The 12,286-nt window shown below is 36.1% G+C and carries 12 protein-coding genes; 5 read left to right on the top strand and 7 right to left on the bottom strand.

The window, feature by feature from the left end; genetic code table 11:
• Nucleotides 1–9: 9 nt before the first annotated feature.
• On the bottom strand, nt 10–576 hold the full coding sequence (thpR, locus tag BK577_RS07195; protein WP_078432286.1) for an RNA 2',3'-cyclic phosphodiesterase: 567 nt from the start codon (nt 574–576) through the stop codon (nt 10–12).
• Nucleotides 577–826: 250 nt separating this feature from the next.
• On the opposite strand from thpR, the gene cysK reads away from it, so the two are divergent.
• Nucleotides 827–1,753 (top strand): cysteine synthase A, encoded by a 927-nt coding sequence (cysK, locus tag BK577_RS07190; protein ID WP_078432285.1) that lies wholly within the window; start codon nt 827–829, stop codon nt 1,751–1,753.
• A gap of 51 nt (nt 1,754–1,804) precedes the next feature.
• Here cysK and pepV read toward each other — a convergent pair whose 3' ends face one another.
• A complete protein-coding gene (gene pepV / locus BK577_RS07185; protein ID WP_078432284.1) occupies nt 1,805–3,205 on the bottom strand; it encodes a dipeptidase PepV in 1,401 nt (466 codons plus the stop codon).
• Nucleotides 3,206–3,419: 214 nt separating this feature from the next.
• Between pepV and BK577_RS07180 the strand changes: the two genes are divergently transcribed.
• Nucleotides 3,420–4,724: an NCS2 family permease gene (locus BK577_RS07180; protein ID WP_078432283.1), complete on the top strand. Its 1,305-nt coding sequence runs from the start codon at nt 3,420–3,422 to the stop codon at nt 4,722–4,724.
• A 54-nt stretch (nt 4,725–4,778) separates the two neighbouring features.
• Here BK577_RS07180 and map read toward each other — a convergent pair whose 3' ends face one another.
• The 3 genes from map to BK577_RS07165 all read right to left on the bottom strand — a co-directional run bounded on the left by map (nt 4,779) and on the right by BK577_RS07165 (nt 7,523).
• Complete coding sequence (gene map, locus BK577_RS07175; protein ID WP_078432282.1) at nt 4,779–5,525, bottom strand: type I methionyl aminopeptidase; 747 nt, start codon at nt 5,523–5,525, stop codon at nt 4,779–4,781.
• A gap of 131 nt (nt 5,526–5,656) precedes the next feature.
• Nucleotides 5,657–6,817 carry an ABC transporter permease gene (locus BK577_RS07170; protein WP_078432281.1) on the bottom strand — a complete coding sequence of 387 codons (1,161 nt, stop codon included), beginning with the start codon at nt 6,815–6,817 and terminating at the stop codon, nt 5,657–5,659.
• Between the two features lies 1 nt (nt 6,818).
• On the bottom strand, nt 6,819–7,523 hold the full coding sequence (locus BK577_RS07165) for an ABC transporter ATP-binding protein (RefSeq protein WP_078432280.1): 705 nt from the start codon (nt 7,521–7,523) through the stop codon (nt 6,819–6,821).
• A gap of 331 nt (nt 7,524–7,854) precedes the next feature.
• Here BK577_RS07165 and BK577_RS07160 point away from each other — a divergent pair, with 331 nt between their 5' ends.
• Nucleotides 7,855–8,076, top strand: a complete 222-nt coding sequence (locus BK577_RS07160; protein ID WP_046590011.1) for a DeoR family transcriptional regulator — start codon at nt 7,855–7,857, stop codon at nt 8,074–8,076.
• Nucleotides 8,077–8,151: 75 nt separating this feature from the next.
• Here the strand turns inward: BK577_RS07160 and BK577_RS07155 are convergent, their stop codons facing one another.
• Complete coding sequence (locus BK577_RS07155; RefSeq protein ID WP_078432279.1) at nt 8,152–8,880, bottom strand: pseudouridine synthase; 729 nt, start codon at nt 8,878–8,880, stop codon at nt 8,152–8,154.
• Nucleotides 8,870–10,504, bottom strand: coding sequence for a putative polysaccharide biosynthesis protein (locus tag BK577_RS07150; RefSeq protein WP_078432278.1), 1,635 nt, complete (start codon nt 10,502–10,504; stop codon nt 8,870–8,872). Before BK577_RS07150 ends, BK577_RS07155 begins: the two co-directional genes overlap by 11 nt.
• Before the next feature lie 186 nt (nt 10,505–10,690).
• Between BK577_RS07150 and BK577_RS07145 the strand changes: the two genes are divergently transcribed.
• Together BK577_RS07145 and BK577_RS07140 are read left to right on the top strand one after the other, a co-directional pair.
• Nucleotides 10,691–11,962 carry a BaiN/RdsA family NAD(P)/FAD-dependent oxidoreductase gene (locus BK577_RS07145; protein ID WP_078432277.1) on the top strand — a complete coding sequence of 424 codons (1,272 nt, stop codon included), beginning with the start codon at nt 10,691–10,693 and terminating at the stop codon, nt 11,960–11,962.
• Between the two features lie 110 nt (nt 11,963–12,072).
• Nucleotides 12,073–12,261, top strand: a complete 189-nt coding sequence (locus BK577_RS07140) for a sporulation protein Cse60 (RefSeq protein WP_026561317.1) — start codon at nt 12,073–12,075, stop codon at nt 12,259–12,261.
• Nucleotides 12,262–12,286: the final 25 nt, after the last annotated feature.

Raw genomic sequence — 12,286 nt, 5'->3', positions numbered from 1 at the left:
AGGATAACCTTATTTCCGTTTTAAAGGAAAGATATTAATCGCTTCATATTTAGGAATTTGATCAAGGTTTGTTTGATATAAATGTATTGACGATACAAGGCTTGGTGATGGTTGATCATTAAACACTTCGTCCAGCCTTGCAAATTTTATAAAGGGTTGGACAGAATTCCATTTTCTAGCCAGTGTGATATGAGGACGAAATGGTTTACGGTCAAGTTGAAAACCTGTTTCTTCACACGCCTTTACAATTCGTGTTTGCAAATAATTTAGTGATGCAGAATGCTCTACACCTGCCCAAAGGATTCTTGGTGATTCTGCTTTGCCAAAAACATCAATCCCTTTTAGCGAAATCTCAAACTGTTGATCATTTTTCAATGTTTCATTAACTCTTTTTGTTAACTCAATTAAATTGCTATGTTGTTCAATATCTCCTAAAAAAGCAAGGGTAATATGATAATCTTCAGGATGAACCCATGACTTAAAAGGTAGTGATGATTTATGATTATGTATCCAGTTTTGAAGTATCATTCTTTGCTTTTCTTCAATAGGTACCGCGAGAAAATAATGTTTCTTCATTGTAGCCCTCCAAGAAGATTTAATATGCACTAAGTTTGCTATTTCATTATTTGCCAACGATTCAGACTGAGTATATTTCTTTATTCTATCCCACAATGTCTCCTATTAAAAGGATATAGTTTAATCATTTCATATAAGCTAAACCTATTATTGTGATATTTTTTTCAGTTACGTTATAATTTTATCAATCCTCTTAACCATTAAATCACAAACACATAACTGAGATACTACCGAAAGGAAAGTGATTGACGTGAAAGTTGTTCAAAATATGTCTGAACTTATAGGGAATACCCCATTGGTAAAATTAAATAAAGTGAATCCAAAGGGAGGGGCAGCCATTTACTTAAAGTTGGAGTTTTTCAATCCAAGTGGAAGTGTAAAGGATCGGGCTGCTTTCAATATGATTGTAGAAGCTGAACGTAAAGGTTTATTAAAACCTAACTCAACCATTATTGAACCAACCAGCGGCAATACAGGAATTGGAATTGCTATGAACGCAGCAGCACGTGGATATAAAGCTATACTTGTCATGCCTGATACAATGACTAAGGAGCGAATTAATTTACTAAAAGCTTATGGAGCAGAGGTTGTCTTAACACCTGGTGCCGAAAGAATGCCCGGTTCAATTAAAAAGGCGGAACAACTAGCAAAGGAAATACCAAATTCTTTTATACCGATGCAATTCGATAACCCTGCTAACCCTGATGCACATAGACATACAACTGCAAGAGAAATTATAGAAGCAATGGACGAGATTGGAAAGCCGCTTTCAGCTTTTGTTGCAACAGCAGGAACCGGTGGGACGATTACAGGCACAGGTGAAGCACTAAAGGAACATTATAAAAATTTAACGGTTCATGTAGTTGAACCAGCAGGATCCCCTGTCCTTTCTGGAGGAAAACCCGGAAATCATAAATTAGTTGGGACAAGCCCCGGTTTTATCCCTCCTATTTTAAATCAACAGGTTTATGATGAAATATTTAAAATTGAAGATAAACAAGCGTACGATATCACTAGAAGACTGGCAAGTGAGGAAGGATTATTAGTCGGTCCATCATCAGGTGCAGCTTGCTTCGCAGCAATTGAAGTTGCCAAGCGCTTAACTCCTGAGGATGTTATTGTTTGTATTACATGTGATACAGGCGAACGTTATTTGTCTAGTGATGTGTTTGTTTAATTAAATTTCCAAGAAAAAAGATGATCATAAAAATCATCTTTTTTCTTTCTCTTATTTTGCTAATTCATAAATAGCTTGAGCATAAATCGCTGTTGCTTTTAAAAGATCTTCAATCTCAATGTATTCATCCTTTTGATGGGCGACATCCGGTCGACCCGGAAATAAAGGTCCAAAAGCAACTCCTGCCTCTAATGACCTTGCATATGTTCCTCCGCCTATTGCAATTAATTCAGCGTGATCACCTGTTTGCTCTTCATATACTTTTTGGAGTGCTTGAATGAGTGGATGATTTTTCTCAACATGATGAGGCTTAGAATCATCAAATGATTGCAGCTCAAAACCAATTATCTGTAACATTTTTTCTTTTATTTGTTCAGAATTACCTGTCACCGGATAACGAATATTTATTCCGATTTGTCCAAGTCTTTCTTCCTGATAAGAGATGATCCCAACATTTAACGTTAGCTCACCACTAATCTCATCTTTAAACGCTATGTTTAGTTTATTTCCTCGAGTGTCACTTTCAAATTTATCTACAATCGTGCTCACAAAATGATGTGCTTTTTGATCAAGTTCCAACTTATGTAAAAATGCCGCTAATATAATTCCAGCGTTTTTCCCATTATTCGGTTCCATTGCATGAGCAGAAACACCTTCAATTGAAAGTTTTAATGAGTCAGCTTCAAGATGATGTTGCCCTTTCACTTCATTGTCACTTAAGAATTCGGCAAATAATATTTCAACCTTTGCCAGATTCTCTTCCCCTTTTAATACTGCTTCCGCATAATCAGGAACCATATTATATCTTCTTCCGGACTGAAAAGATCCAAGAGTTAATTCCGACGTTCGCTGTTCTTTTTCAACTTGTTGTTGTTTTATTGTTAAGTCAATAATACCTTTTTCAGCGTGGATTATAGGAAAATCTGCATCAGGGGCAAATCCAAGCTCAGGCATTTTTTCATGTTTAAAATAATGATCAACACAACGCCATTCACTTTCTTCATCTGTACCAATAATCATCCGGACATTCTTCGTTAAGGGTAAGTTAAGTTCTTTCACTATTTTCATTGCGTAGAAGGCAGCTATTGTCGGTCCTTTATCATCCATTGCTCCTCTTGCAAAAATTTTACCGTCACGGATTTCTGCATGATATGGATCACTTGTCCATCCATCACCTTCAGGTACTACATCTACATGACATAATATCCCGACAATTTCTTCTGAAGTACCTGATAACTCAATATGACCGGCATATCCATCCACATTCTTCACTGTAAATCCTGATGCTTCACCAAGTTCGAGCAAATGCAAGAAAGCTTCGTTAATTCCATCACCAAATGGAGCTTCTGCTGATTTTGTTTCTTCATCAAGTACGCTTTTTATTCTCAGAAATGCTTGTGTATCTTTTATGAGATCATCTTTTCGATTTTCTACTTCTTTCTTCCAATCCATTTGTTAACCTCCTGCAAATGATATAAATGTTCTACTAACATACTAACATGTGTGTGCACTCCTAGGTGAATAAAACCATCTCATGAGTAGTTTCTATCTATTTTCACTTAAATATCATAGAAATGCAAAAAGAAGAGAAAACTATTGCAATATAGACAAAAAACGAATAATATATAAGATGTTTTGAAAAATGTTCGTAAACCCGGAGGTACATATGTTTAAGTTATCAGAAAACAAAACGAACGCACGAACTGAGATTATTGCAGGAATTACTACTTTTTTAACAATGGTTTATATTGTTGTTGTCAACCCGATTGTATTGGCAGACGCCGGAGTTCCTTTTGACCAAGTCTTTACAGCAACAATTATTGCAACGATTGTCGGAACTTTATGGATGGCCCTGTCTGCAAACTATCCAATCGCTATTGCTCCCGGAATGGGATTAAATGCATACTTTGCTTATTCTGTCGTTGGTGCTAATGAAAACATTACATACACGACTGCATTTTCAGCTGTTTTTGTGGCAGGTATTATCTTTGTCATCTTGTCTTTAACACCATTTCGCAAAAAACTGATTGAAGCAATTCCTAATAATTTAAAACACGGAATTACAGCTGGTATCGGTCTTTTTATTGCCTTTATTGGACTGCGATTAACTGGTATTGTTACGTCAGATCCTAACAATTTAGTTGCATTAGGAGACCTACACTCACCATCCGTTGTATTAGCCTTAATCGGACTTGCTGTTACATTGGTATTGATGAGTTTAAATGTTCATGGAGCATTGTTTATTGGTATGGTCATCACAGCAGTCATTGCTTTCTTCACCGGGCAGCTTTCATTTGAACAAGGTTTTGTATCATTCCCCAGCTTACCGGAAGGTCTTATTGTTACAAATCCTTTTACAGCTTTAACAGACGTGATCTCACATGGTTTATATGCTGTTGTTTTTTCCTTCTTACTCGTAACAATATTTGATACGACAGGCACAATGATTGGTGTTGCCCAACAAGCCGGTTTAATGAAAGGGAATGAACTTCCTCGTGCAAGAACCGCTCTTTTAGCTGATTCTGCTGCCACAACAGTTGGAGCTATGTTCGGAACAAGCCCTACTAGCGCGTATATTGAATCATCTTCAGGAGTTGCAGCCGGAGGTCGTACTGGTTTAACAACCTTAACAGTATCCATCTTGTTTGGACTTACCCTTTTCTTTAGCCCTTTAATTGGAGCTGTGTCTAATCTTTCAGCTATTACAGCCCCTGCTTTAATCATTGTTGGGAGCTTAATGATGGGTGCAATCTCAGAAATCAATTGGAAAGAGCTTGATGAAGCATTTCCTGCATTCCTGGTCGTATTAAGCATGCCGCTGACTTCCAGTATTGCAACAGGTATTGCCCTTGGATTCATTTCATATCCTTTAATGAAAATAGCTAAAGGAAAATGGAAAGAAGTTCATATATTTGTCTATATCTTTGCGGTTTTATTTTTTATCCAACTCGCTTTTATTGGGGGACATTAAAAAGGAAAGGGCCAGATCGTATTATCCGATCTGGCCCTTTCCTTTTAGAAAAAATCACTGTTTTGTTAAAATAAATGGTCCTTCTTTCGTAATCGCAATTGTATGTTCATATTGTGCAGAGAGTTTTCCATCTATTGTTCTGGCAGTCCAGCCGTTACTGTCCATTTTGGATTTCCATGCACCGATGTTTACCATTGGTTCTATTGTTATGACCATGCCTTCTTTAAGCCTTTGCCCTTTATTAGCGTCTCCATAGTGAAGGATTGTTGGCGGTTCGTGAATAGTTCTGCCAATTCCATGACCGGTAAAGTCTCTTACAACCGAAAAACCTTCAGCTTCAACAAACGATTGAATCGCATGTCCAATATCACCCAGGCGATTTCCTACAACTGATTGTTCGATCCCTTTACTTAAAGCTTCTTCTGTTACTTGCAATAACCTCCTTGCTTCAGGCGATATGTCGCCAACTGCATATGACCACGCAGAGTCTGCCAGTGCACCATTAAGGTTCACAACCATATCAATGGTCACAATATCTCCGCTCTTTAAAGGAGTTTTTCTCGGAAATCCATGACATATTTCATCGTTAATGGATGCACATGTTGCATATTCATAACCTTTGTACCCTTTTTGCTCTGGAGTTGCTCCATGCTTTTTCAGGTAGTTTTCAACAAAAGCATCGATTTCCAACGTTGTTATACCCGGCTTTATCAACTTAGCAATTTCTTTGTGACAATCTGCTAATAGCTGACCAGCTTTGTGCATTAGTTCAATTTCACGTTTACTCTTTAAAATAATCAATACATATTCCCTCCGATAGTTCCATTCCTTACATTGTATACAAATATTTGATATTTAGTATGTAAACAAATAAACTTTTTGTCTATAGATTATAGCCTAGCACACCTTGAAGACAATTACGAAGAAAGAGACTAGAAAAACATACTGGAAATGGTGGTAGATAAACATGTTACAAGGAACACAACAATCAGAGCGGGATAGACGAATCGATTTTCACATTTTTTCTTAGCTTTAAACATATAATCTTCTTTGCCATAATCAATTGACAGGTATGGATTTTGTTTTACTAATTCTTGAAATAACATCCCAATCCACATACTAAAGAAAAAGTAAAATGCGATAAACACCAGCCATTTAAACCATATGGGCACAGCAAAAATAATAACTGTAGTAACAGAGAGAAGTTGCAGATAACGAAATATATTCGATTTATCACGAAGGGAAGCTTTTATAAAAAGCTCAGTAACGCCATTTTCCGGTGTACGCTCTTGAAATATTCTAGTAGAGTTTCTCCATAATACCCATGAACGTTTCTTCTGTTTCTTTGCTTTTGGCATATAAACTTCAGGGTTAATAGCAAAAAATAAGGAGATATATTTAACCTTAATTCGCTGTTCTTTCTCAACATCGGTATAGAAAGTTCCTAATTGAGATTGATAGATTTTCACTTGCCAAATGGCATAAAGAATAAAAATGAATGAAATAATGGTGATTAACCAGTTGATCAAGTTGAATAGAGTGAAATAAACCAATACAGCAATCATGATAAACACAATGCAATGAATAAGAATTCTTTTCAATAATCCATAACGATAAATGATTTGCTTATACGTTGTAAGAAGCACATTTAAACATATAAAGAATATCACGTATAAATAAAAATAAACTGCATCTAGCTCCGGAAAATGATTTAGTAAAGGATATAGCCATAAAGAGATCACTATCCATTTTCCTATAAGCAATCCCCACGAATAGATTACACCTATATATCTTATTGTATAAATGCTTTTAGGAAACTGAAGGAGAGCAAGTTGATCTGCCTCTTCCATAAACGTTCGGATTCCCCCTTGCCAGCTAAAGAAAAAACAAACCAGAAAAAATAGCTCGTATGGAAAAGGAGAAAGCCAACTCGGCATGGAAACCCACCAAGATTTATAGGCAATTCCAGCTAGTATTAATGCAGGAATGAAAAGATATACAATGACGGTCCAGTCGAAAACAGACCGTAAAATATTTAATTGATAAAGCCCATCTCGCTTTGCACGTAACCACCATATCTTGACACCGCTCATCTTAAAGACCTTCTTCGATTAGATAAAAGCAATCTAATAATGATCCATTCTCTAAACCTGTCTTTTCTCTTATATCATCAACTGTCCCTCTTGCAACAATTTTCCCTTCTGACACAAGCAAAAAACGATCACAAATTTTTTCAGCTGTATCAAGAACATGTGTACACATTAATACACCTGCACCTCGTTTTCTTTCTTCTTCTATAATCATTAAAAACTTCTTAATCGCACTGGGATCAAGGCCGATAAAAGGCTCATCTACAATATAAAAATCAGGCCTTAGAATCAATGCTTGGATGATCATCACTTTCTGCTGCATCCCTTTAGAAAAAGTAGCAGGCATTTCATGTTTTACCTTTTCCATTTTAAATGTTTTCAAATATGTATGAGCACGTTCATTTAATACGTTATCATCTATCCTATTGATGGAAGCGATTAAATCAAGATGTTCCCATAATGTCAAATGATCATAAAAAATTGGTTTTTCCGGTATATAAGCATATACGCTTTGATCTTGCTTTGTTACTGTTCCTTTTACATATTCCATAACACCTAGTAATGTCTTAATGGTTGTACTCTTACCAGCACCATTTGGTCCGATTAGTCCAATCATTTCACCTTTGTTCAGGATAAATTCAATATCTTTAATCACCGGTGCCTTTTCATCATAACCAGCTTCTTCAATCTTCACAGTTAAGATACTCATCTGCTTTTCCTCCTTAATTTTTATACGAAAATAACTTAAGAAAGATTCAAAAAACTTGAAGTTTTTTCATTTTATTGTCATACTATTCAGAACAATAATCATATAGATTTAGTGTGTTAAGTACGCGCGTGCAAGCTTTTTAACATACTAATATGTAAATATTGTGTAAATTGAATCTTTTCTATGGATTATTTCTGTCGAAATCGTGTAAAATATTGTTGTAACGTTTAACCGCAAAAACTAAATATGTATGAAGTGACATCTGAAGTTGCAGTCATCGAAAGGTTGTAGTAGGCATAGCCAGTGCGATCAAACGATAAGGAGTGGTTTTTTGAAACCTTCAACAAACCGTATGCTAACCAGAATTAAATCAGTCTACATGTTTATAAATGAGCGGGGAACTGTGACGACACAGCAACTCGTTGATGAATTTGGAATTACACCCAGAACAATACAGCGGGACTTAAATGTGTTAGCATATAACGATTTGGTTCACAGCCCAACAAGAGGTAAATGGGCCACTACAAAGAAAAAGGTTAAGATGTCTTCTTAAATTTTAAGTGTAAAAATTAGATCCCTATACATATAAAGGAACCTTTCTGTTAAAAGGTTCCTCTTTTTTTGCTAACTATAGTTCAATAGGTTTTGCCTCTCTTAGTATCTGAACCTCTTCCTCAGTTAGCTCTCTATATTCACCTGTTTTTAGTTCTTCTTCATCCAGAACAATTGGCCCCATCGAAATTCTTTTAAGATACGTAACTTTTTTTCCTACTGATTCAAACATTCTTTTTACTTGATGGAATTTCCCTTCTGTGATTGTCACATGGATGGTCGATTGATTTCCTGACGATATAATCTCAAGATTAGCTGGCTTCGTTACATACCCGTCATCTAATTCTACGCCTTTTTTAAATGCAGCGATATCATCATTTGTTACTTCACCAAGAATGACAGCGTAATAGGTTTTCGGAACATGTTTTTTCGGTGAAAGAAGTTGATGAGAAAGTTGTCCATCATTCGTTAATAACAGTAATCCTTCTGTATCTTTATCAAGTCGGCCGACTGGAAATGGTTGAAGGACGGCATCCTCCATTTCCAATAGGTCAATGACTGTTTCTTGGTATTCATCTTCTGTTGCTGATAAATAGCCTGCAGGTTTATTCATGAGCAAATAAACAAACTCTTTGTACTCAACTACCTCTTCATTTACCATAACTTCTTGTTGATCAGGGTCAACATGTGTTTTTGGATCTTTTACAGGCCGCCCATCTATTTTTACGACTCCTTTTTTGAGTAATTGCTTTACTTCTTTTCGACTCCCAAAGCCTATGTTAGATAATAATTTGTCAATTCTCATGATTTCTCCTTTTCGGTAAGAAACGATTAAGTCGGTTGCCCATTATTTTTTCCAGGAGGTGTGAACGGTATGCTAAGTATATGTAAATTGCTCCTCCAATTGCTACTGAAACACACGTTACAATTACCGCATTCGTTCTTCCATCAGCATAGTTGATAAAAATGCCTAATATGGATTGTATAACTGAAACAGCTAACCCCATAAACATACATAACATAGAGATCAGAACCGTTCTTTTTACTAACAGCCTAAATGAATATCCTGAATGACGTTTAATCATCGCAAACCCGTAAATTAATGAAACTAGATATCCTGCAGCTGTTGCCAGGATCGAACCTACTCCTTCGTAAAGCTCGATTAATGTTGTATTTAAAGCTAACTTCACAATAATTCCAATAACTAAACTAATGACAGCAAGTTTTTGTTTATTTAATCCTTGCAGAATCGCAGCATTAACTGTAAAAAGTGAAAACAGCAATGCTACTGGTGCGTACCACATTAAGATTTGCTTCCCAACTTCTTCTGAAGTACCTGCATAAAATACATTGTAAGCGGGTCCTGCTAAGATAGAAAGACCTACAACCGCAGGTAAAACAAGCAGCATAATTAATTGCAAAGTTTGATCAATTTGCTTATGCAGGAGTGTACGGTTATTATTCGTAAAAGACTCTGTAATCGTTGGAATTAACGTTAATCCAAAAGCGGTAGCCAATGAAACAGGTATCATGACAAGTTTTGGTACATACAAAAGCAGTACAGAATACATATCCATTGTGTATGATTGGTCATTTCCCACTTGTAGCATCGCTCTGTTAAACGTAACGGTATCAATATAATTATAAATCGGGATGGCCAGGCCTACAAAAACAAACGGACCTGCATATCTAAATACCTCTCTAAACATTTTTCCTAAAGGCATAGATACTGTCTCCACAACATTTTCTTTCATGGCTAAAAGTGTATGTTTTCGACGAATCCAATAAATAAACAGAACGATTAATCCACCAATTGCGCCAACAAAGGCTGCAAAAGTCGCATAGCCAACTGCTAAAACAAGCCCTCCATTTAGCACATTCATTATTAAGTATGTTGAAGCTAAAAGAAACACGATCCTAACTAATTGTTCCACAACCTGCGATACAGCTGTTGGCCCCATTGACTGATGTCCTTGAAAGAATCCTCTAATTAAACTCATTAAAGGAACAACAATAAGAGCGATACTTACCATCCGAATCACAAGTGTTGCGTCCTCAACTGTGATTCCGTTAAGCTCGTTTTCCGCAAGAGACATGATCGCAAATTGAGGTGCAAGCATATACAAAATGGCAAAAGCAATAAATCCTGTTGCAAGCATGACGAAAATACCTGCTTTGAACATTCTCCTGCTTGTTTCATAGTCACCAACTGCATTATATTTCGATACAAATTTGGAAACAGCCGCTGGAAATCCCGCTGTCGCTATACTAAGGAAAATTGTGTACTGGGCATACCCAGTTTGAAATAATCCCCCACCATTTGTTCCGACCATCGCCGCAAATGGAATTAAATAAATCATTCCCAATATTCTTGATATATAGGTTCCTAGTGTTAAGACAAAGGTACCTCTTAATAATTTATTTGACATATTTTCTTATTCACCATTCTTCTCTATGAAGATTCAACTTTTCTATTTTACCATAAACCTTCTTGTATACCACATCATTGTATGGTTTCATAACTTCTATACAAAAAGTAACGTATCTTGTTTTTACTTTCTAGAGCTTTAGCTATAATATTAAAGCAGACGAAGAAATAAAGGTGTGAAAAATTAATGACATATGATGTAGTCGTAATTGGCGGAGGTCCTTCAGGTTTGATGGCTGCAATTGCAGCAGGTGAGAAAAAGGCAAAGGTTCTCCTCATAGATAAAGGAAACAAATTAGGTAGAAAATTAGCAATCTCAGGAGGTGGCCGTTGTAATGTGACAAACCGGCTGCCGATTGATGAAATCATCAAGCACATACCAGGTAATGGACGCTTCCTCTATAGTGCATTCTCTGAATTTAGTAATGAGGATATTATTTTATTCTTTGAAAACTTAGGTATTCAATTAAAAGAAGAAGATCATGGTCGTATGTTTCCTGTCACAGACAAGGCCCAATCAGTCGTTGATGCCTTAATTAGTGAATTAAAACGACTAAATGTCGAAGTGAGAACAAACGAACCAGTTAGAGATGTTCATTATCATGAAAATCAGGTACAAAGTGTTGAATTAATTAACGGTGAAACCCTTTTAACTAAATCTATTGTGCTTGCTGTTGGAGGCAAGAGTGTGCCACACACCGGAAGCACAGGTGACGGGTACGCTTGGGCGGAAAAAGCAGGTCATACGATTACGGAGCTGTTTCCAACAGAGGTTCCTATTACTTCAAATGAACCATTTATCCAAGAGAAAACACTTCAAGGACTTTCTCTCCGCGATGTTGCATTAAGCGTGCTAAATCCAAAGGGAAAAGCGATCATCACTCATAAAATGGATATGATTTTTACCCATTTCGGTATATCAGGTCCTGCTGTCCTTAGATGTAGTCAATATGTTGTGAAGGCGATGAAAAAATACAAAACAAATGCAATCACTGTCAGCATTGATGCTATACCTGACACAAATGAAGAGCAGCTGTTCCAATCAATTGTTAAAGATTTAAAATCGGATGCTAAAAAAGCAATCAAAAATGTCCTTAAAGGATTATTACCTGAGCGATATTTATTATTTTTATTAGAGAAAAATGAGATAGATCCACTCATTACTTATGATAATCTTTCAAATGAAAAACTTCGCTTATTTGTGAAAGATTGCAAACAATTTCAGTTTCAGGTTCATGGAACATTGTCAATTGAAAAAGCATTTGTAACCGGTGGCGGTGTATCTGTTAAGGAAATCCATCCAAAAGAAATGGCCTCAAAATTAATAGATGGCTTATATTTTTGCGGAGAAATTCTAGATATACACGGATATACAGGTGGTTATAATATTACATCTGCTCTTGTAACAGGTCGTCTGGCCGGAACAAATGCAGCTTTACACGCTAATTCCGTCAGATAATAATGATATTTGATTGTCTTTGACTTTTCTTTTTCAAAAACTAGGTATACACAAGGATGAAGCCTAATATAGTGTAGGTAACTAGTATTTTCAAAAGGATGTGACAACATATGTTAAAGGTTGCATTATTTGATGAAGAACATGAAAAAGACTTAGAAGAAGAAATCAATGAATTTTTAGAGGAGCTTGAGGAAAATCAAATAAGAGATATTAAATACAATGTTGCTTTTTCTACGGATGAAGATGGTGAGCAAATTTATTGTTACTCAGCCCTCATTATTTATCATGAAAAAAGATAAACGTGCTCGTCTTTTGGACAAGCAC

This window comes from Metabacillus halosaccharovorans (assembly GCF_002019635.1).
GTDB lineage: Bacteria > Bacillota > Bacilli > Bacillales > Bacillaceae > Metabacillus > Metabacillus halosaccharovorans.
This window is presented reverse-complemented; position numbering and strand designations above follow the sequence as displayed.